Genomic DNA, 19,110 nt, shown 5'->3' with positions numbered 1-19,110 from the left:
TACTCGGAGCCCCGGCAACACATTTCCCGGAACTGCGGCCGATGCTCTATTCCGAGGGCGTCGTCCGGGGACGCATCTCCGAGGAGCGCTTCGTGGCGGTGACCTCGACCAACGCCGCCAGGCTTTTCGGACTCTACCCGCGCAAGGGCACGATCGCCGTGGGCTCGGACGCCGACATCGTCCTCTGGGACCCGGACGAGACGCGCCCCATCCGCGACGAGGACATGTTCTCCGGCGCCGGCTTCTCGGTCTACTCCGGCTGGGAAGTCACAGGCTGGCCCGTGATGACGCTCCGCCGCGGCGAGGTGGTGTATGAGAACGGCGAGATCCTGGCGGGCCCGGGCACCGGTGAAGCCCGCTCAGTTCGTCCAGGAACTCCGACAGCGTCAGTTCGAACGCATCCGCGAACTTGCTCGCCGCCTCCACCGTGAGACGCACCTTCTCCTTCTCCAACCGCCGGACGTGCCTCTCCGATAGCCCCGGAATCTCCGTCTGCTTCAGACGCCGATCATGCCTCATGTCGAGGAGGGCCTGCGACACGTTCTCCATCTGGTACCGGCGGATTTCCACCTCGGACAGATACACGGGATCCACGGCCTGCAACATCTGAGACGGACCCATATGCACCTCCCCGTCGGGCCAATGCAGGTAGGAACCGGCTGAATCGATCTCGAATTGGCGGGCCACGGCCGGCTCAAACCGCCTGACCTTCGGGAGCTTTCCAAACGGGAACTGCCTTACGCTCATGTCTCCGAGGACGACCACCAGAGAATCCTCAAGGACATATGCGTCAAGGATGCCCTCCCACGGAGCCGGTCGCTCGAGCGCGATGACCAGCCGCTTCACGACGGAAGCGTCGCGACATACCTGCAGCCGCTGATCCGGCTTGTGAAGTCGAAGTCTTGAGGCGAGGCGAAGGATGGCCTGCTCCGGTACGTCCAACACAACCAGGTAGCGTGTGTCCGTATCCACCCAATCCGGCAGCCTGAGCGGGTCCCGGCCCAGCAGCTCGCTCGCCAGAGCCACGACCAGGCTCGGAGACGGTCCAGCCTGGGCGGCGGCAGACAGCTGCTTCGCCAAAGCGCGAAACTCGGCGTCCGGCAGGCAGTCCTTCACCGTCCCGAAGAAGGCGATGTGGCTGAACGGTCGTGCGTCACTCATCCGCGAGAGCCTCATCGCGGGGCCGGTAGGGGTCCCGGCCTGTAACGTGCGGGTTACGCTTCCTCGTCATGGTTGGCATCTCCTGCATCCGCCATTGCCGGACATGGTCAGATGGTAATTCGTCACGTGTGTCCGGTCCAGAGATCGTCGCGTGCTTCTCAGAGGAGGGCCGCTAACGTCATCGAGGCGCCGGAACAACACGGCGACGTCGAGCAACCCTTCAAGGCCATTTCACACTCTAATTCACAAATGGGACGCCGTGTCGTATGATTCTCTGGCGTGCCACCGCCTGGCCACGCCGTTCATCGACAAACGAGCCATCACATGAATGCTGCCGACATGCCTCTGACCGGGCCGCCCCCGCCCGAGGTCCCGCTGGCTGACCCGCCGCTCGTGCGGGTCATCGCCCAAGTGCGCTTTCCGCTTGTTGCGTCGGTGGAGAAGCGGGGGTTCATCGCTTCGTTCCAGGAGGCCGTTCGGGAGTTCTACCCGGTGCTGCGCCCAGAGGAGGAACGCAGCGTCGTCCTGGGCGCACAAGGAGTGGTGGACACACGCTCGAACACCTTATGGCGTTTTAACGAAGCGAGAGGGGCATGGCGTGTCACACTGGCACCCGAGTTCCTCGCGCTGGAGACCACAAAATACTCGAGCCGCGAAAACTTCATGGAGCGCTTGAGGCTGATCTTGGAGGCACTCAAGGAGCACGTCGATCCGCAGGTATTGGATCGTCTCGGCGTACGTTACATCGATCGCGTGTCCGGGAAAAACCTGAGCGCTCTTCCCCAGCTCGTTCGCCCGGAAGTGGCGGGCGTTCTCGTATCCCCACTCGCGGCACGTGCTCAGCGCGCGATCTCGGAAAACGTGTTCATTCTGCCCGACAACGCGGGTCAGATTACCGCTCGCTGGGGACTGCTCGCACCGCAAAGCACGACCGATCCTGGCGCGTTGGACGCGATCAACGAGCCCAGCTGGATCCTTGATACCGATGCCTTCCAGTCATTTCAGGCAGGCAGCCGGCAGCTCGAGGTCGACTCGGTGGTCGAGCAGGCGCGAGGCTTCGCCGAACGCATCTACAGCATCTTCCGCTGGGCGGTGTCGGACGAGTTTCTGCGGCGGTACGGAGGTGAGCCGTGACCCTTGAATCCCTGCTACGCGAGTCGGCCGTCAGCGACGGGACGACATCCTTTTCGGGTCGCGCGGGCAACCGGGATCGCGCCTCGCTATCGGTGCTCATGGTAAGCGGCGCGTTGTCGGTGGCCGGCACGTCTTCCGCAGAGCCTACGACAATCTGGGGCGAACCGTACGCTCGCGAATCCGATGCGACCGCCAGCGGAACAAGCCACGAGCCCGCGGCGACACAGGTGGAGATCGAGACTGAGGCCACTCGCAAAGCCGTCTCCGAGCTGCGGCGAATCTCTGGCCTGACCTGGGAGCAGCTCGCTGGGCTGTTCGGAGTATCGCGCCGCAGCGTTCACTTCTGGGCCAGCGGGAAGCCGTTGAACGCTACGAACCACGAGCGGCTCATGCGTGTGCTGGACGTTGTCCGCCATGCCGACCGTGGCACGGCACGCAGCACGCGTGCGGCTCTGCTTGATGCCCATGAAGGTACGACTCCGTTCGAAATGCTGGCGGACCAGCGGTTTCCGGAGGCACGCCTAGCCCTTGGTCCCGGGCGCACTCGTCTCGTCCCGGCGCTGACGCCGCTCAGTGAAGCCGCCCGGACGGCGCGTAAGCCTCTCCCGCCTGACGAGCTCTACGACGCGAAGAGCGACCGTGTACACCAAGAACCGGGGCGTGGACGCGCCGCTCGAACCGCAAGGGGCCAGCGGCGTGGGCGCGGTTGACGGTTCCGGTGTTGAGCAGGTCGACCAGAGAATCGCGACCTGGCGTCAGGGCGACTGCGTCGTCGCCGACGACTGGTTCCTGTTTCGGGTAAACATGGACAACCCCCTGACCGCCGACGGCGAAGCGGCGGTCGTCGAAGGAGCCGAGAACGCCGAGACGTCGGTGCGCGGCTTCGCAGTCCTCACGCAGACCTGCGACCTTGTCCGAAGCTGCGCCGGTCGCCCGTTCGCCGAGGTTAGCCCGCTGGTCGAGGTGAATGATCGGGTGCTCCGCGAGATCGAGCGGGGTCGAAGACCGGACTACGGCTTCATCCCGGGAGTGGCCGACCAACGTCTCGTGGCCGACCTCGATCGCGTCATGACGGTCGAGAAGGCGGTGGTGGCCGCTTGGGAGCAGATCGACGGATGCCAGACGGAGGAAGACGCGCGTCGCTTATCCCTCGCGCTGGCGCGTAAGCGATCGAGGACCGCGTTCCCCGACGACTTTGTCGAGTTCGCCAGGCCGTTGATGGACCGGATGTCGGAGAGGCACGATAGGCAGAGCGATGAGGGGCGCGTCCTCCGCTCGCTCCGCGAAGTTCGAGTCAGGGCGGCCCCTTCGTGGGACGAGACCGAAGACGCGGAGCACTGCCTGACAGCCTTGCCGCAGGCGCAGCCGGCACCCGGGCGCTTCGTCCGTGTGGATGGCGTGGTCCTGACTCTGGATGACCTGACCGCCCGCGACTACGTCGAGAGCGACCCACTCGACCTGGATCACCTTTCGACGCGGCGACGATAAGCCCTTCGGGCGTGTCTACACAGGCATGATTGTTACTGAATCAGTAACACAGACCCGTCGCGTGACACCCCGTGTGGCTGAGAACTTCCCCCCGCCTTGCCCTGTTCAGACGCGCTGCTTCGCAGCAAGACTCATAACGGCCCCCGGATGGGTTGGGCGTCCATCGCCCGGCTACCCCAAACATCTCGGGGGCCACTCGCATCTGGGTCTTGTGAGGCCGGATCCGTCCTCACCATAGGATCCCAAAAAATAACCCCGCCCGAGGCCTTTCGGCGTGTCGGGCGGGGAGCAAGTTTCCTGGTCAAGCGCGAACGCTGGACGTATGCCGGAGGCTACAAACTCCTGGCGCGGCCGTCAACTTCGCACGTTGCGGTTTGGATGGGAGTTGACGATCCTTCGAGCGTAATTCCTCAGGTCGTCCTCTACTGCAAAAGGCCTTCGGGTGCAGCAAGACGCTGGGGTAAGGGCCCCGAGGGCGTTCTTCGTCCTCGGGGCCCTTGCGTTCCGGGAACGCTCAATTCGAACGAGAGGTGGGAGACGGGGTGAATTTCGAGGTTTTCGTCGTCGGGGGGATTCTCGCGGTCGCGGTCGTCCTCTTCGTCACCGAGCGGATCCGGGTGGATCTGGTGGCGTTGATGGTGATGCTGGGACTCGTGGTGACCGGCATCCTCGAGGGCGAGCAGGCGGTCATGGGCTTCGCCAACGAAGCGGTCATCACGATCGCCTCGGTCCTGGTCCTGAGCGGAGCGCTCACACGGACCGGGGTGGCTCATTTCATCGGCCAGCGCGTTCTGGCGGCATCGGGCGATGGCGTCGGCCGCCTCGTCGCGGTGATGATGGCCACGGTGGGCCTCCTGTCGGGAATCATGAACGACATCGGGATCACGGCCCTCATGCTGCCGGTCGTACTGGACATGGCCCGCCGCACGGGGACGCCGCCGTCCAAGCTGCTCATGCCCCTCGCGTTCGGATCCCTGCTCGGCGGGATGACGACCCTGATCGGAACCGCGCCGAACATCCTCGTGAACGGCGCGCTGCAGGACGCCGGGTTCGAGCCGTTCGGGATGTTCTCGTTCACGCCCGTAGGGCTGACCGCGCTCGCCGTCGGCATCGTCTACATGACTTTCCTGGGGCGGCGACTGTTTCCGGACCGGGATCCGAAGAAGGAATCGACGCCCGCGGATCTGGGGGGACTCTACGACCTGCGCGGCCTGATCGGCATGCTGAGAGCCCCCGACGATTCGACCCTGGCGGGCAGGACGCTGCAGCAAAGCCGGTTGGGCCAGGCCCTGGGCCTCCACGTGGTCGCCGTGCAACGAAGCGGGGAGATGATCCTCGCTCCCGGGACCGACTTCGTTCTGAGCGGGGGAGATGAGCTGGTTGTCGAAGGCACCCTCGAGCGGTTCGAAGCCCTGCGCGCGTGGAAGCACCTGGAGATCGAGTCGAGGGATCGAACGCTGGAGCGGATCGCCGATGCCTCCATCGAGGTGGCGGAACTGGAGTTGGCGGAAGATTCCCCGCTGATCGGGCAGACCGTTCGAGAGGCGGATCTGCGCCGGACCCGTGGCCTGCACGTACTCGCGATTCTGCGGGGCGATCGGGCGCATCGCACGGGGTTGCGGCTGATGACGCTCGCTCCGGGGGACCGTCTGCTCGCTGCGGCGAAGAGCGGGCGCCTCGCCGCACTGGGGGAGGACCGGACCGTTGGAGCCGTCCATTCCGTGCCGGCCGGAGAACTGCTTCCCCGCTACCGGCTGGAGCGCAGGATTCAGAGCGTCCGAATCTCGGAGGAATCGCTGCTCGCCGGTCAGCTGCTCGCGGAAACCCGGTTGGCCGCTGCGTTCGGCCTGACGGTGGTGGGGATCCTGCGGGCCGATGAAGAGCTTCTCATGCCGGATCCGGACACGAAACTCGAGGGAGGGGACGTCCTCCTGCTCCGCGGACGGCTCGGGGATCTCGAGATCCTGGGGGGGCTCCAGGGATTGACGGTGGGCGATAACCGTCCCCTGGACTTCAGCCGGCTGGAGTCCGACACCGTCGGCCTGGCGGAGGCTTCGCTTTCTCCGCGCACGACATTCGCGGGAAAGACGATCAAGGAACTCCGTTTCCGCGAAAACTACGGCGTTTCCATCCTTGCGATATGGCGGAATGGAGAGATCTACCGGAGCGGGCTCCCGCGAATGGAACTGCTCCCGGGCGATGCGTTCCTGCTGTACGGCGACAGGAACAAGCTCGCGCTCCTGGTGGAGCACCCGGACTTCCTCGTCATGACCGAGGGAGCGGCGGAGGTGGTGCGAAGCCGGAAGGCTCCGGTCAGCGCCGTCATCATGGCGGGCGTCCTGGCTTCGGTGGTCTCGGGCCTTCTGCCGATCTTCATCGCGGCGCCGATCGGAGCGGTTGCGATGGTGCTGACGGGTTGTCTCAACATTGAAGAGGCGTATCGGTGCATCGAGTTGAAGGCGGTGGTCCTGATCGCGGGGATGCTCAGCCTGGGACTGGCGATGCAGGAATCCGGAACGGCCGCGCTGGTGGCCGAGGCGGTGTTGGGATCTCTCGCGGACTTCGGTCCTCTGGCGGTGGTGGCGGGACTCTTCCTGATCACCGCGCTGTCAGCTCAAATGATGCCGACGGCGGCGGTGGCGGTCCTCATGTCGCCCATTGCGCTCAGCACGGCCACGAGTGAGGGACTCTCGCCCCAGGCGCTGATGATGACGGTGGCGGTGGCGAGTTCCTGCGCCTTCATGAGTCCGGTGGGACATCCGGTCAATCTGCTGGTGATGGGCTTCGGAGGATACCGGTTCGTCGATTTCATCAAGGCGGGATTCCCGCTGCTGGTCCTGGTCATGGCCGTGGTCCTGACCGTCCTCCCCCTCGTATGGCGGCTCGTGCCCGCAGGCTGAAGCCGCGCAGTCTCTGGACGTTCCGATACGGTGAAGACCGCAGCCTGAAGCGCTGACCTCGGCGAGGCCGGGGGTCAGGTGATTACCGCACTTGTACAGTTTACCCGATCACTCTGTCCGAATGTACCTGAAGGTTTGCTTCCGCATCCATGCCGCCCATCGTATCTACATAAACTCGAAGTCCTTCCGTACGCGCCAGCTTGAAAGCGGGAACCATATCCAAGTCACCTGTAACGACGACAACATCACTGACAAGACGTTTCAGCGCCAGCGTAGCAATATCTAGGCCGATGCGCATATCAACGCCCTTTTGCACGTAGTTGCGCTTAATCCCGGACTTGTCAAGTTGCACAACAGTGCCCTTGCTTACCTTTCGGACGATCCTGGACTTCACCTTCCATCCACGGAATTTCACTGTCCCACGTCGAACCGCGACATCCTTCTCCCGCTCTAACCGCTTGATGAATTCGTAACTTTGAAGAGCGCTACCCTTGAAGGGTGGCCCGCCATAAGGATCTGCCGTGTAATAGAAGATGCGATAGAGATAAAATGCACCGCCCGGTACGGACGCGAGGTTTTCGAGTTCCAGATTATTGGCGGCGGCGTAGTACGCAGTCATGAGATTGTTGCGGTAAGTGCGGAAATCATCAAGAGCAGGAAAACGCTTCAACCTTTCCTCAAGAGTGAATCGCATATAGTCACCATCGATTAAAACCGCTACGCGATTCATTATTCATCAACCTTAGTGTCTAGAAGTGTCTAGATATGAGTTGGCCTCTGCGATGTTTGGCGTAGCCGGATGCTGTACATCCAGCCCAACGCAGAGGCCCCTGTAACTCGGTATGGGAGGAAGAAACTAGCGTCGGGTCGAGCGTCGAGCAACATGTCAACCGCTCTGCTTCTCCCTCCTGTGATCCACCTTACCCCCCAACCGGTGCGTTGTGTTCCCTTCTCACTTAACGCGGCGCGGACGCCACCTCGATATCTTCGTGCCCCCTACCTCGTAGAATCGTCCCCCGCGCACCGCGCATCGATTCCCGTGCTCGGGAGAACCCGGTGGGTGACCCTGAAATCGACCCGGAAGGAGAGTTGCATACATGAGAGTCCGTCTTGCCCTGCTGGGCCTGTTGACGCCGGTCCTGGCGGGGTGCGCGAGCATTCCGAGCGAAGCACCGGAGCTGTCGCAGGCCCTCGGCCAGCGCCTCAGGGCTCTGGAGAACGCCAACATCACGCTTCTGCAGCGGTACTTCGACCTCAAGCGCCGCGAGGTCGACCGCTTCATCGACGAGACGTTCGTGCCGGAGTTCGCCCGGACGATCTTCGGCAGGCGGGACGTCGCCGCGGAGTGGCGCCGCATCGTCGAGAGCGACAGCGAAGCCGAGCGCGTCCGGTTTCTGGTCGACGCCGGCCCGGCGCTGCAGCAGGAGATCAACCGGATGCGGGTCGAGCTCGTGGTGCCGCTCGATGAGCTGGAGCGTCTCATCCGCCGGAGCATCGAACGGGAGTACGACGAGGCGGCGGCGATCAACAACACGCTCACCAGCTTCCTCTGGTCGGCGGCCGAGGTCGCCGAGAACCGTGATCGCTTTCTCGAGGCCGCGGGTGTGACGGAAGACCGGGTCTACGGGGTGATCGACGGGGTCGACAATGCCGTGTCGAGCCTCCGCGCGGGTATGGACGACGCCGCCGAGTATCTGCGCAGGATCGAAGCGGCCAAGGCGATCATCATGGGCACAACACCGCAAGGAACAGGAGAACGATGATGGGCCTGAACTGGAGCGAGATCGCTGCGGAGGCTGCGCAGGAGACCGCACGTGACCTGGCCGGCGACATCTCGTCGCTGACCACGATGACGGACCGCGAGATCAACGAACTCTTTCCGAAACCCAGCGACAAACAGCGGCTGGCGGAGCTGATGGAGATCGTGAACGGCGCCGGCTCGCGCAACGAGAAGATCAACGGAATCGTCGACAACATCGAGCATCTGGCTGGCGTGATCCTGAAGGTCGTGGCAAAGATATAGCCATGACATCCGACCCGTCTCCCCGCGCGGTCCTCCTGTGCAGCCTGCTGCTGGCCGCCTGCGAGGTTCCGCCGCCGGAACAGGCCGAGGTCGCGCCGTCAGAGACGCCGGCCGACAGCGTGGCCGAGGCCGTCGCCGACACCGCCGCCGCCGCCGCCGAACGGGAGCCTCTCCCGGCCGACTCCGCCATCATCCGGCTCGACGCGAGCGACCCCAACCTCGCGGTGTGGCGCGACCGCGACACCTCCGGGGATCCTCCTCGGGAACCCGGACCCATCGAGGTCGGATCCGTCCTCACCTTCTTCGGGCTGCCGATCGCGCGCACGACCGAGGACCTCGTCGCGGGCGAGGTCGAAGTCGCCTTCCTGGGGGCTCCGGTCGACATGGGGGTGGGGTTCCGCGGGGCGGGCGAGGGGCCGACCGCGCTCCGCGCCATGCGGCGCAGCGTGGGCAGCATGGAGACGATGATCTCGTGGCGGAGCGAACTCACGGCGGTCGACTACGGCAACGCGCCGATCGACAACCTGAGCGTGGAGCGCAGCATGCCGCCGATCCGCCGGATGGTGCGCGAGATCGCGGAGACCGGCGCCATCCCCGTGATCATCGGGGGAGACCACTCGATCGAGTTCGCCAACGTGGCGGGACTTGCGGATGTGTACGGGAAGGAGAACGTCGGCGTCATCCACTTCGACGCGCACTACGATGCGGGGGACGCCCGGCACGGCCACCTGATCTCGCACGCCCAGCCCGTGCGCCGCCTCATCGATGAAGGTCACATCCTCGGCCGGAACTTCATCCAGGTGGGGCTGCGGGGCAGCTGGCCGGGGCCGGAGGGCTTCGAGTGGATGCGCGAGAACGGCCTCCGGTACCACACGATGGCCGAGATCGACCGGGACGGCTGGACGAACGTCATGCAGGAAGTGCTCGACCAGGCGAACGAGGGTCCCGAATACCTGCACATCTCCTTCGACGTCGACGTCATGGACCCGGCCTACACCTCGGGCACGGGGACGCCGGTGCCGGGAGGACTGACGCCCCGGGAGGTTTTCTACATGGTCCGCGGGCTCTGCTCGGAGAACAACGTGGTGGGCTTCGACCTCGTCGAACTCAACCCGCTCGTCGACCCGGGCTACACGACCGTGCTGAACGCCAAGCAGATCGTGGACGAGTGCATGACGGGCATCGCCCTCCGGAAGCTCGGCCTCGGAAACCGCGACTACCTGAGCCCCCTGACGCGCGGGGACGGCCACCGCTAGTCACCCGCCGCTGCGCCAGCCTCGGGAGTACATCGGTTTTCGTTCAGGGAGGCATTTTCACCGATACGCTGAAAACGCGTTTCGCGTGAAATCCACTTGACGGTCGTCGCCAACGAAGGGGCGCGTCCGGGCGGTGCATGAGGGGCCGGGCGGCGGTATCGTGGTGTATGTGGATGTGTTGACGGGGTTCTCTCCGCCACCGGAATTGTTGGAGGGCACATGAGCCGATGGGTTGATCTTCCCGTGCGCGTGGTGGGCGACACGTCCGCCGATGTCGATCCCGACGTGGTGGCGATGGTAACTTGGGGGCCGGGGAGGTGACACGGTGAAACCAGACCTGGCCGCCCGAATCGGCGTCCCAATGAACGCGATCAAAGCGTTCTGCGACCGTTGGGAGGTGGAGGAGCTGGCGCTATTCGGCTCCGTCCTGCGGGACGACTTCGGGCCGGATAGCGACATCGATGTACTGATCCGTTTCAGGACGGAGCGGACACCGGGTCTGTTCGGCATCGCCGGGATGGAGCGGGAACTGGCCGAGTTGCTCGACCGCAGGGTCGATCTGGTGACCCGCACCGCGATCGAAGAAAGCCGAAACTACATTCGCCGGAAGGCGATCCTGGAGTCCGCGCGGGTCGTCTATGCCCCGTGACGACTCGGCATACCTGCTGGACATGCTGCTCGCCGCGCGCGATGCACTGTCCTTCACGGAAGGCACGTCATACCACGACTTCGTGCAGGACCGGCGTACCCAACTCTCGGTTCTCAAAGCCGTGGAGATCGTTGGCGAGGCCGCCGCGCATGTTAGTGAAGACACGAGGCAGGCACATCCAGACATCCCCTGGAGGGAGATTGTTGGTATGCGCAATCGGCTCGTGCACGTTTACTTCGACATCGACCTTTCGCTCGTATGGGCTACGGTTCGCGATGACCTTCCGGCCCTGATTACGCTCCTCAAGCCGCTGGTTCCGCCGGAAACCGAATAGTACCCCCCTGTCGTGGAGCGACAGCCGGCGGTAGTCACCCGTGCCGCCGTCAGCCCTCCGGTGGGGTCGCGAGCTTGCCGGCGAAGAGGATGGTGCCCGAGAGGCGTTCCCGGATGAAGAAGAGGAAGGGCCGGTCGGCGCGAAGCTCGATACCGGCGCTTTCGACGACCGTGACGACCGTGGCGGCGGCCGCCTCCGTCCCTTCCTCGTTGACGTCCACCCAGGACTTCTGCTTCACCTCGGAGATCCACACGCCGGCCGGCGAGAGCCTCGAGAAATCCGCCGAGGGACCGAACGCGTCGACCATGCCCAGGGCGTGGAGGTCGTCGTTGAGCGTGCGTTCGTAGGCCATCCGGAAGCGGGGCAGAGAGAGCCGCACATCCGTATCGCGGAAGCCCGTGGCGATGCTCTCCCATTCCCCGGCGTCCAGGGACGCCGCGAGGTCGTCCACGCTCACGCCCCGCCTCGGAAGGAGCAGAGTCATCGAGAACGCGCGGCCCCCGTACGGCAGGTCCACGGCCTGGAACCGGTCGTTCTCCTGGTATGGGAGGTCGCGCCGGAGGGTCATGAGCGGCACCGTTCGGGTGGAGCCGTCGTCCAGTTGGAAGGGTTCGGCCCGGGTGTCGGACGGATCGAACTGGAGGGTCCACGAACCCTTGAAGTAGATCGCGTTGATCAGGTACATGACGACGGCGCTCGGAATCACCTCGGGAACGATGTCCTCGATGCGGCCGCGTGTCGCGGTTCTGACCCACTCGTTGATCTGTGCCGACGCCGCGGGATTCGCGAAATCGAGTTCCGCCACTTCGGCGCCGAAGGCCTCCCGCACGGCGCCCAGGAAGTCCGCATGCACCGGGAAGCCCTGCCGGGTCCACACGGAGTTCCCGACCGCGGTCTCAACTGAGGGATCGAGCCCGACGAGGAGTTCGAGCAGGGACTGGTAGGAGGCGTTGATCTCCTCCTCGGCGAGGCTCCCGAACCCGAGCGCGTCGCGCATCTGGTTCCAGGTCTCCCCCGCCGCCCCGTTCATGGTCATTCCAAGCGCCATCGACGCCGAGAGCGGCGAAAGGAAGAGGTTGTCGCCGGGACGGTTCGCCTGCGCGAGGAGATCGAAGGCGAAGCGGTTGTTCGCCGCGATGATCTCGATCTCGGCCGCGCTCAGGGCGCGCGGCAGTTCGGTGATCTCGTCCACGCCGTCGGACGGACCGGTTAAGGACTCCCCGCACGCGGCGAGGGTCAACAGGAGAAGGGCTCCCGCAACGGAGGACCGGTGGCGCCGCGCGGCGCAGCGTGCGCGACCGGGCGGATCCGGACGTTTACGCCTGGTCATTTTCGGCCCCTCGGTCGTGTCTTGAACGGCTGCCCGGCACGGAGCCGGCATACAGAGAGGAAACGATTGGGCAGGGCTGCAGGTGACAAACCCGAGCGACGCCCGATCCCCCCTGCGAGGCGGCCGCGCGTTGTGCGGCCGGCTAGCTAGGCGCGCAACTTCCGCGATCCGAGCCAGACGCCGACGACCCCTATCAGCGGGTTGAGCCAGGTGAGCCATGCCGGCTGGCTGGCGCGCATGGTCGCCTCCATCATCGACACGTCATCGGGGCGCGGTCCCGTCGCCACCTCCACCGGAATCAGGGCCGACACCACTCCGAGCACGATCATCATGCCGATCAGAATCATGGCGCCCTTGGCATCGTGCGCGACCCTCGCACAGACTCGTCCGCCGATGTACGCCCCCACGAACCCGATCACGACCGAGAAGAGTACCCAGCTGCCGGCTACCTCCCACGTACCCGGATGGAAGGCGCGCGAGGGGCCCAGCGCCAGCCACAGAAGCGAGGAGAGCGCGAAGAGCACGGCGACGATGGCGATGTAGCCGACGATCGCGGCGAGAATGTTCCTGAGCATCATGTTCCTCCCTGGTACGACGCGGCCGGAGGGTGAACGGTCGGGTTCTCTACACCACCGCTTGCCGCGGCGTGACCTGCTCGGCGATCTGGCGACCCGCCTCGATCTCGGCCCGCCGAAGCTCCCAGGTCTTCTGAAGGTTCAACCAGAGTTGCGGCGTCGTCCCGAAGTACCTGGCCAACCGCAACGCGGTATCAGCGCTCACGCCGCGCTGGCCGTTGAGGATCATTGTTACCCGGTTGACCGGTACGCCGAGCGCCTTTGACAGTGCGTTGGCCGACAACCCGAGTTCTTCGAGTTCCTCACGCAGGATTTCACCTGGGTGCACCGGCCTCATGCCGCTCCTCACGTTCATGTCACACGCCCCTCAATGATAATCCACGATCTCGACCTCGTATGGCCCGTCGTCGGTCCAACGGAAGCAGATACGCCACTGCGCATTGATCCGAATACTGTGCTGGCCCGCGCGGTTGCCTCGCAGTGTTTCAAGTCGGTTGCTCGGTAGCGCGGCCAGGTCACCGAGCGTTTCTGCGCTGTCAAGCAGGGTCAATCGGCGCACCGCCTGGTCCGAGAACCCCTGGAACGCCGAGACGCGCCGCCCCTCGAAGAAACGCCGCGTTCTCCGGTCCTTGAAACTTCGTATCATGTACTCCGATTCTATGCTCTGTTACGATGTACGTAAAGGGATGTGGCTTGCTGCGGGAGCAGCGGCTGGGAGCGGACGACTGATGCACAAGTACGAGATCATTCTCTACTGGAGCAACGAAGATCAAGTTTTCGTCGCCGAGGCGCCTGAACTGCCCGGGTGCATGGCGCACGGAGACGATCAAGAGACCGCGTTGAGCAACATCAAGGATGCAATGCAGTTCCGGGTCGACAGGGCGCGGGAGTTGGGACGACCCGTGCCGGAGCCCAAGGGCGAGCGCCTAATGTTGGCTTAGCCCGTCAGGACACCCCCGCCACCGCCAGCTCCAACCACCTCAGAAGACGACGCGGTAGGAGACGCTGAGGGCTCTGCCGGCCTCGGGCATGATCTCCTTCACCCTCGACAGGTGATGCCGGTACTCGGTGTCGCCGATGTTCTCGAGGTGGAGCGTGACGACGTGCAGCCGGCCGGCGAAGGTGAAGCGCATGCCGCCCGAGACGCCGAAGATCGCGTATCCGTCGGTCGGCTCCTCGAACCTTCCGGTCCGCTCCTGGCTCCTCGCCATCCGCGTCTCGGCCTCCACGAACCAGTCCACCGGGGAATAGCCGATCGCAAGGCGACCCTGGAGCGGGGGCATGAACGGGAGGGGCTCGTCCGTGGCGCTGAGCGTGCCGCGCACGTACGACGCGACGGCCTCCACCTTGAATCCGGCCGGCATCGACCACTCGAGCACGCCCTCGAAGCCGGTCAGGACGGCGTCCTCGCCCACGAACTGGTAGATGGGGAGCCGGACGCGGCTGAGTTTCCCCGTCGCCTGCGGAAAGATGTAGCCCGAGATGGCGTTTCGGAACCACGTCGCCTCGGCGTTCAGGCGTCGTCCCGTGAGCCGCCCGAACAGGTCGATCCCGAGTCCGGTTTCCGTCTCGAGCGAGGGATTGCCGACGTCGAACGAATTGGACGCGAGGTGCGGCCCCTCCGAGTAGAGTTCGTGTACATCCGGGGTGCGAAAGGCGCGGCCCACGCTCCCGCCCACGGTGAGGGGGCCGGACAGCCGCAGAAGCGCACCCAGCGATCCGGAAACCGCGTCGAAGGAACGTGCGCGGATGTGTCCGATGTCGGAGGACGGGTCCTCGTCGTCCGGCTCCAGCTCGACTCGATCGTAGCGGAGCCCGGCCTCGATCGAGACCGGATCGAGCTGGATCTCCTCGAGGAGATACGCGGCCTGCGTCCTCCGCCGGGAATCCGGGTTGTAGAGCACGCCCCCATATCCGAAGTCCTCAAACGAGACTCTGGTTCCGATGGCGCCCGATGTGAACGGGCCCCATTGCCCGTGCCGTACCCGAGTCTCCCCGCTCACGATCTCGCGCTCGTACATCGCGCCGAGGATGCCGGAGGACTCCTGCTCGTGATGCTGGTACGTCGTGTAGCCCGCATCGACTTCGATCGCCTCCAGGCCCTGCCCGGGCCGGATGACGCTGCGGAAACGGCCCGCGGCCCTCTCCTGCTCCGTGCGCACCGGGTTCGTGTGGCCGCCGAGGAAGCCCCCGGGGATCCCGTAGTCGTTCCTGAAGACGCGAAATGACGCGCCCGCGTAGCCCCAGTCGTCCACCCACGAGGTCCCGGCCGACGCGCTCCACACGTCGGTCTGGGTTCCCGCGAGCCTCCCGATGGGCGTCCGCAGATCCCCTGACTCGCGCTTCGACACCTCGACGCGGAGCGGGACGTTTTCGGTGATTCCGACGGTCATCTCGCCGCTTCCCCCGAGGGCGCGCGTCGCCGACTGCCCCTGCATCGAGGCGAAGCCGGTCGGGCGGTAGGGCACCGCGCGGGGTACCTCGTCCCGCACCACGTTGATCACGCCTCCAAGGACGCTGCTGCCGTAGAGAATCGCGCTCGGCCCGCGAATCACGTCGATTCGCCGAGCCGTGGAAGGGGAGAGCGCCGAGGCGTGGTCCAGGCCGCTGTTGATGACGTCGCCCACGCGCCGGCCGTCTTCAAGTATGAGGATCCGGTCTCCGGACAGGCCGCGGATGACCGGCTGGGCGGTGCCCGGTCCCATGCTGTTCACGGCGACGCCCGGAACCGTTGACACCGTCTTCGCGACGGTGCCGGCCAGCTGCCGCTGCAGTTCCTCTCCTGCGAAGACCGCGGAGGGCCGGATCGCCTCGTTTGCGACCGTGGGGCTCAGGACTGCCGTGACGACGAGATCCGGCGAAGGAACGGCGGCGACTTCAAGGTCGACCGTGGCCGACTCCCCGTGGCCGACATCGAGGGTCGTCGTTGCATAGCCGAGGCGATCGATCCGGAGCTGGTACTGTTCGGCGTCCGGCACGGCGATGCGGAACGCGCCGTCTCCGTGCGTGACGGCGCCGCGGCCCGTGCCGACGACCGTGATCGTCGCGCCCGCGAGCGGCAGTCGGCCCTCCGCCGACCGAACGACCCCCTCGAGGACGCCCTCGTCCTGTTGCGCCTGCGCGGCCGAAGGCGGCGCGGCGGCGCTCAGGCCCATGCTCAGTATGAATGGAACTGCGATGCGTCGTTTCATCATGCCCGTCCTGGAAGCCTTCCGGTTGCTCTCGCTCGCTGCGGGTGGTGTCGAGCCGGGGGAGTGGCCGAGAGCATTGCGGCCCTAATGATAATAGATTCTCAATAAGGGGCAACCGGACTGGCTACGACCGCGGCGTTCGGAGGCGGGGCCGCGACCTGTTCGCCCGAAGCCAACGGACGACTTTCTGCGTAGGCACGAGAATGGACAGGGTTGCCGAAGGGGATGTTGGCGGGCTGGCGGTCGAGTATCCGGGTGCCGAGGGCGCGGGCGGGCTCGGGGAGTTGAACCGTCACGACCGGACGCGACCGCGGCGCTGGTTTCGCAGGATCGTGCGGTGGGGTGTGACGGCGGTCCTGCTGGCGGTGCTTCCCTTCATCCTCCTCGTCCGCGGCGGGGTCTTCGCCTACCAGCAGTGGGGGCTGGGGGCGTGGTCCTCGCTGGCGGTCTCGGCGGCCGCCACCGCGCTGCTCCTGGCGTTCTACGCGTGGGCGGCGAGTCGGCGGCTGGGGGCGGGGAAGCGGCTCCGGAAGTTCGCGACCCGGATCGCGGCGCTCGGCGCCGGCGCGTTCGTGCTCTACTCGCTGCTCGTCATCGCGGGCGGGAACGTGAAGTCGGAAGAGGTGCGCGCCGAGTACCTGGGCCTTCATCCCCTGCTGCGGATGGCCGTATCGGTCTTCGTTCTGGCCGACCCCGACGCCGTGATCACCGATGCGGCGCGCACGCCCGAGTTCTACGCCCGCGCGGGGCTTCCGGCCAACGAGTCGTCCCTGCACTTCCGCCAGGACGACGGGTTCGTCCATGCGCTGGATCTTCGCACCCTCAACCGGCCCGCATGGCGGAACTTCGCGGCCGAACTCGCGTTCCGGGCGATGGGCTTCCACACGCTCCGCCATGTCGGTACGGCCGATCACCTGCACGTGTCCCTGAGGTCGCCGGGCTAGCAGGGCCGTGGCAAAGCCCCGCTGCTACTCGCCACGGCGACGCTGGTGAATCGAATTCGACCTGCCGGACCCTTGACCTGGCCGGATCGCTCGTGGATCTTCGGGCCCAGTTGAGAATGAATCTCATTCTAATCGAAGAGTCGAGGAAGCATGTCACGCAATCACATCGCAACCCTTGCCATCGTCATGATCCCGGTACTGACGGGCGGCTGTGGCGGGGAGGGACATGCGGCGGAGTCCGAGCACGCCGCTTTGGAGTCCGAACACGCCGCCGCAGAGTCCACCGAGGCCATGGGCGACGTGGATGGCGCCCATGCAACGGCCGCCCTCCTGAACCCCAACCTCGCCACGGAAGACGAGCTGGCCGCGATCCCCGGGGTCACGGCGGAGGTCGCCGCGGCAGTCGTCGGCGGACGGCCCTACCTGCGCGCGGCGGATGTGCACGCGGCGCTGGCGGGGGCGGTCGGTGACGATGCGGCGCTGGCGGCTTACGGCGCGCTCTGGCTGCCGATCAACCTCAACGACGTGACGACCGGCGAGATCCTGCGGATTCCGGGTGTGGGCAACCGGATGGCGCACGAGTTCGAGGAGTACCGCCCGTACGTCGACATGGACCAGTTCCGGCGCGAGATCGGTAAGTACGTGGACGAGGAAGAGGTCGAGCGGCTCGCGCGCTACGTGTACGTCCCGATCGATCTGAACAGCGCCACCCGCGAAGAGATCATGGCGCTTCCGGGGATGAGCGAACGCATGGCGCACGAGTTCGAGGAGTACCGCCCGTACACCGACATGGACCAGTTCCGGCGCGAGATCGGTAAGTACGTGGACGAGAACGAAGTCGCGCGGTTCGAGCGCTACGTGACGCTGAACCCGGGGGGATAGCCGCGGGTCCGGGCGGGGCGCGGGCTGACGTCGGCCCGGTGGCGTCGATGAGATGATCCGGGCAGTCATCTTCTGGCTGCACCTCACGGTGGCCGCGGCCGCCGGCGTGGTGATCCTGATGCTCGCGGTGACGGGCGTGGTCCTGTCGCTGGAGGAGACGGTGACGGGACTCGCGGAGCGACGGTACTCCGCGGCCGCGCCGGAGGGTGCGGTGCGGCTGTCGCCGGAGGAGATCGCGGGGGCGGCGGGGTTCACGGCGACTTCGCTGAGCTATCGGTCGGATCCGCGCGCGCCCGTGCGCGTCCACGAGGCCCACGACCGGTACGCCCGCGTCGATCCGTACACGGGGCGGGTGGTGGCGACGGGACCTGGGGGACTCGAGCGGTTCTTCGAGAGCGTCCACAACTGGCACCGCTGGTTCAATGTCTCCGGCGGCTCGGTGCGTCGGGCGCGGGCGGTGACGGGAGCGTTCAACCTGGCCTTCCTCTTTCTCCTGCTTACGGGACCCATCCTGTGGATCCCGCGGCCCGTCACCCGGCGGTCGCTCGCCAACGCGATCCTTCTCCGTCCCCGGGAGAGAGGGGCCCGGCGTGATCTCAACTGGCACCAGGTGGTCGGGATCTGGTCCGTCCTGCCGCTGGCCGTGATCGCGGCAACGGGAGTCACTTCGTCGTATCCGGCCGTGGGAGACCGGGTCTATCCGATCGTGGGGAACGTGGTGCCCACCGGGGCATGGCCACCCGAACCATCGTCCGAAGGAGCAGGTGTCGAGGGAGCGACGATTGCGGAGACGGCGATCGCGGAGGACTCCGCCCGCGGGCCGGACTCCGCTCGCGTGCCGGACCCGGACCTGGGGGCCGTACTCGCAACGGCCGAGGCGTGGACGCCGGAGTGGCGGACGCTGATCCTGAACATGCCGCGCCCCTCGGACGGTGAGGTCCGCGTCGAGGTGCGGGCGGGCCGCGCGGGCCAGCCTCACAGGACCGGCGTTCTCACCCTGGACGCCGCCTCCGGCACTGCGCGCGCATGGGAATCATTCGCCGACGACACACCCGGGCGGCGTGCGCAGCAGTTCCTGCGGTACGCGCACACGGGAGAGTACTGGGGGCTTGCGGGTCAGCTGCTGGCGGGACTCTTCTCGTTGGCGGCAGCGCTGATGGTGTGGACCGGCCTTTCGCTGGCCGTCCGCCGGCTGCGACGCTTCGTCGCGGGCGCCAGGCGCACCTGATGGGACGGAATGGAC

The 19,110-nt window shown here is 65.9% G+C and carries 19 protein-coding genes and 1 pseudogene; 13 read left to right on the top strand and 7 right to left on the bottom strand.

Features of this window, described 5'->3' with window-relative positions:
- Positions 1-41: 41 nt before the first annotated feature.
- Positions 42-254 (top strand): annotated as a pseudogene (locus ACQY5G_RS05395) (amidohydrolase family protein); the annotation flags it as partial.
- Positions 255-267: 13 nt separating this feature from the next.
- Here ACQY5G_RS05395 and ACQY5G_RS05390 read toward each other — a convergent pair.
- Positions 268-1,161, bottom strand: a complete 894-nt coding sequence (locus ACQY5G_RS05390; RefSeq protein ID WP_428278727.1) for a hypothetical protein — start codon at positions 1,159-1,161, stop codon at positions 268-270.
- A 324-nt stretch (positions 1,162-1,485) separates the two neighbouring features.
- Here ACQY5G_RS05390 and ACQY5G_RS05385 point away from each other — a divergent pair, with 324 nt between their 5' ends.
- The 3 genes from ACQY5G_RS05385 to ACQY5G_RS05375 all read left to right on the top strand — a co-directional run bounded on the left by ACQY5G_RS05385 (position 1,486) and on the right by ACQY5G_RS05375 (position 6,683).
- Entirely contained in the window at positions 1,486-2,295 is an 810-nt protein-coding gene (locus ACQY5G_RS05385; RefSeq protein WP_428277731.1) for a TIGR04255 family protein, read from the top strand.
- A gap of 660 nt (positions 2,296-2,955) precedes the next feature.
- On the top strand, positions 2,956-3,783 hold the full coding sequence (locus ACQY5G_RS05380; RefSeq protein WP_428277729.1) for a hypothetical protein: 828 nt from the start codon (positions 2,956-2,958) through the stop codon (positions 3,781-3,783).
- A gap of 542 nt (positions 3,784-4,325) precedes the next feature.
- Positions 4,326-6,683 carry an SLC13 family permease gene (locus ACQY5G_RS05375; protein ID WP_428277727.1) on the top strand — a complete coding sequence of 786 codons (2,358 nt, stop codon included), beginning with the start codon at positions 4,326-4,328 and terminating at the stop codon, positions 6,681-6,683.
- 100 nt (positions 6,684-6,783) lie between these two features.
- Here the strand turns inward: ACQY5G_RS05375 and ACQY5G_RS05370 are convergent, their stop codons facing one another.
- Positions 6,784-7,413 carry an NYN domain-containing protein gene (locus tag ACQY5G_RS05370; RefSeq protein WP_428277725.1) on the bottom strand — a complete coding sequence of 210 codons (630 nt, stop codon included), beginning with the start codon at positions 7,411-7,413 and terminating at the stop codon, positions 6,784-6,786.
- A 367-nt stretch (positions 7,414-7,780) separates the two neighbouring features.
- On the opposite strand from ACQY5G_RS05370, the gene ACQY5G_RS05365 reads away from it, so the two are divergent.
- The 5 genes from ACQY5G_RS05365 to ACQY5G_RS05345 all read left to right on the top strand — a co-directional run bounded on the left by ACQY5G_RS05365 (position 7,781) and on the right by ACQY5G_RS05345 (position 10,945).
- A complete protein-coding gene (locus ACQY5G_RS05365) occupies positions 7,781-8,446 on the top strand; it encodes a hypothetical protein (RefSeq protein ID WP_428277723.1) in 666 nt (221 codons plus the stop codon).
- The gene (locus ACQY5G_RS05360) at positions 8,443-8,706 is read left to right on the top strand and encodes a hypothetical protein (RefSeq protein ID WP_428277721.1); all 264 of its coding nucleotides are present in this window, start codon (positions 8,443-8,445) and stop codon (positions 8,704-8,706) included. Before ACQY5G_RS05365 ends, ACQY5G_RS05360 begins: the two co-directional genes overlap by 4 nt.
- A 2-nt stretch (positions 8,707-8,708) precedes the next feature.
- Positions 8,709-9,962, top strand: coding sequence for an agmatinase family protein (locus tag ACQY5G_RS05355; protein ID WP_428277719.1), 1,254 nt, complete (start codon positions 8,709-8,711; stop codon positions 9,960-9,962).
- Between the two features lie 325 nt (positions 9,963-10,287).
- Complete coding sequence (locus ACQY5G_RS05350) at positions 10,288-10,611, top strand: nucleotidyltransferase family protein (RefSeq protein ID WP_428277717.1); 324 nt, start codon at positions 10,288-10,290, stop codon at positions 10,609-10,611.
- Positions 10,601-10,945 carry a HepT-like ribonuclease domain-containing protein gene (locus tag ACQY5G_RS05345; protein ID WP_428277715.1) on the top strand — a complete coding sequence of 115 codons (345 nt, stop codon included), beginning with the start codon at positions 10,601-10,603 and terminating at the stop codon, positions 10,943-10,945. Before ACQY5G_RS05350 ends, ACQY5G_RS05345 begins: the two co-directional genes overlap by 11 nt.
- A gap of 49 nt (positions 10,946-10,994) precedes the next feature.
- Here the strand turns inward: ACQY5G_RS05345 and ACQY5G_RS05340 are convergent, their stop codons facing one another.
- The 4 genes from ACQY5G_RS05340 to ACQY5G_RS05325 all read right to left on the bottom strand — a co-directional run bounded on the left by ACQY5G_RS05340 (position 10,995) and on the right by ACQY5G_RS05325 (position 13,496).
- Positions 10,995-12,137: a serpin family protein gene (locus ACQY5G_RS05340; RefSeq protein WP_428277713.1), complete on the bottom strand. Its 1,143-nt coding sequence runs from the start codon at positions 12,135-12,137 to the stop codon at positions 10,995-10,997.
- Between the two features lie 284 nt (positions 12,138-12,421).
- On the bottom strand, positions 12,422-12,853 hold the full coding sequence (locus ACQY5G_RS05335; RefSeq protein WP_428277711.1) for a hypothetical protein: 432 nt from the start codon (positions 12,851-12,853) through the stop codon (positions 12,422-12,424).
- Between the two features lie 46 nt (positions 12,854-12,899).
- Positions 12,900-13,187: a HigA family addiction module antitoxin gene (locus ACQY5G_RS05330; protein ID WP_428278648.1), complete on the bottom strand. Its 288-nt coding sequence runs from the start codon at positions 13,185-13,187 to the stop codon at positions 12,900-12,902.
- Between the two features lie 30 nt (positions 13,188-13,217).
- The gene (locus tag ACQY5G_RS05325; protein WP_428277709.1) at positions 13,218-13,496 is read right to left on the bottom strand and encodes a type II toxin-antitoxin system RelE/ParE family toxin; all 279 of its coding nucleotides are present in this window, start codon (positions 13,494-13,496) and stop codon (positions 13,218-13,220) included.
- A gap of 82 nt (positions 13,497-13,578) precedes the next feature.
- Here ACQY5G_RS05325 and ACQY5G_RS05320 point away from each other — a divergent pair, with 82 nt between their 5' ends.
- Positions 13,579-13,791, top strand: coding sequence for a type II toxin-antitoxin system HicB family antitoxin (locus ACQY5G_RS05320; protein WP_428277707.1), 213 nt, complete (start codon positions 13,579-13,581; stop codon positions 13,789-13,791).
- A 39-nt stretch (positions 13,792-13,830) separates the two neighbouring features.
- On the opposite strand, the gene ACQY5G_RS05315 is transcribed toward ACQY5G_RS05320, so the two are convergent.
- Complete coding sequence (locus ACQY5G_RS05315) at positions 13,831-16,044, bottom strand: TonB-dependent receptor (RefSeq protein WP_428277705.1); 2,214 nt, start codon at positions 16,042-16,044, stop codon at positions 13,831-13,833.
- Positions 16,045-16,244: 200 nt separating this feature from the next.
- Between ACQY5G_RS05315 and ACQY5G_RS05310 the strand changes: the two genes are divergently transcribed.
- From ACQY5G_RS05310 to ACQY5G_RS05300, 3 genes are all read left to right on the top strand, one after another.
- A complete protein-coding gene (locus ACQY5G_RS05310; protein WP_428277703.1) occupies positions 16,245-16,985 on the top strand; it encodes a hypothetical protein in 741 nt (246 codons plus the stop codon).
- Positions 16,986-17,135: 150 nt separating this feature from the next.
- On the top strand, positions 17,136-17,867 hold the full coding sequence (locus ACQY5G_RS05305; protein WP_428277701.1) for a hypothetical protein: 732 nt from the start codon (positions 17,136-17,138) through the stop codon (positions 17,865-17,867).
- Positions 17,868-17,919: 52 nt separating this feature from the next.
- Entirely contained in the window at positions 17,920-19,095 is a 1,176-nt protein-coding gene (locus ACQY5G_RS05300) for a PepSY-associated TM helix domain-containing protein (RefSeq protein WP_428277699.1), read from the top strand.
- The last annotated feature ends 15 nt before the right edge of the window (positions 19,096-19,110 follow it).

The sequence above is a fragment of the Candidatus Palauibacter sp. genome, assembly GCF_965261555.1.
Taxonomy (GTDB): Bacteria; Gemmatimonadota; Gemmatimonadetes; order Palauibacterales; family Palauibacteraceae; genus Palauibacter.
This window is presented reverse-complemented; position numbering and strand designations above follow the sequence as displayed.

Bases quoted from the DNA above. Each gene is read 5' to 3' on its own strand.
- ACQY5G_RS05325 (WP_428277709.1), bottom strand. From the start codon at position 13,496: ATGATACGAAGTTTCAAGGACCGGAGAACGCGGCGTTTCTTCGAGGGG.
- ACQY5G_RS05385 (WP_428277731.1), top strand. From the start codon at position 1,486: ATGAATGCTGCCGACATGCCTCTGACCGGGCCGCCCCCGCCCGAGGTC.
- ACQY5G_RS05345 (WP_428277715.1), top strand. From the start codon at position 10,601: ATGCCCCGTGACGACTCGGCATACCTGCTGGACATGCTGCTCGCCGCG.
- ACQY5G_RS05315 (WP_428277705.1), bottom strand. From the start codon at position 16,044: ATGATGAAACGACGCATCGCAGTTCCATTCATACTGAGCATGGGCCTG.
- ACQY5G_RS05335 (WP_428277711.1), bottom strand. From the start codon at position 12,853: ATGATGCTCAGGAACATTCTCGCCGCGATCGTCGGCTACATCGCCATC.
- ACQY5G_RS05360 (WP_428277721.1), top strand. From the start codon at position 8,443: ATGATGGGCCTGAACTGGAGCGAGATCGCTGCGGAGGCTGCGCAGGAG.
- ACQY5G_RS05305 (WP_428277701.1), top strand. From the start codon at position 17,136: ATGTCACGCAATCACATCGCAACCCTTGCCATCGTCATGATCCCGGTA.
- ACQY5G_RS05370 (WP_428277725.1), bottom strand. From the start codon at position 7,413: ATGAATCGCGTAGCGGTTTTAATCGATGGTGACTATATGCGATTCACT.
- ACQY5G_RS05355 (WP_428277719.1), top strand. From the start codon at position 8,709: ATGACATCCGACCCGTCTCCCCGCGCGGTCCTCCTGTGCAGCCTGCTG.
- ACQY5G_RS05300 (WP_428277699.1), top strand. From the start codon at position 17,920: ATGATCCGGGCAGTCATCTTCTGGCTGCACCTCACGGTGGCCGCGGCC.
- ACQY5G_RS05390 (WP_428278727.1), bottom strand. From the start codon at position 1,161: ATGAGTGACGCACGACCGTTCAGCCACATCGCCTTCTTCGGGACGGTG.
- ACQY5G_RS05330 (WP_428278648.1), bottom strand. From the start codon at position 13,187: ATGAGGCCGGTGCACCCAGGTGAAATCCTGCGTGAGGAACTCGAAGAA.
- ACQY5G_RS05365 (WP_428277723.1), top strand. From the start codon at position 7,781: ATGAGAGTCCGTCTTGCCCTGCTGGGCCTGTTGACGCCGGTCCTGGCG.
- ACQY5G_RS05310 (WP_428277703.1), top strand. From the start codon at position 16,245: ATGGACAGGGTTGCCGAAGGGGATGTTGGCGGGCTGGCGGTCGAGTAT.
- ACQY5G_RS05320 (WP_428277707.1), top strand. From the start codon at position 13,579: ATGCACAAGTACGAGATCATTCTCTACTGGAGCAACGAAGATCAAGTT.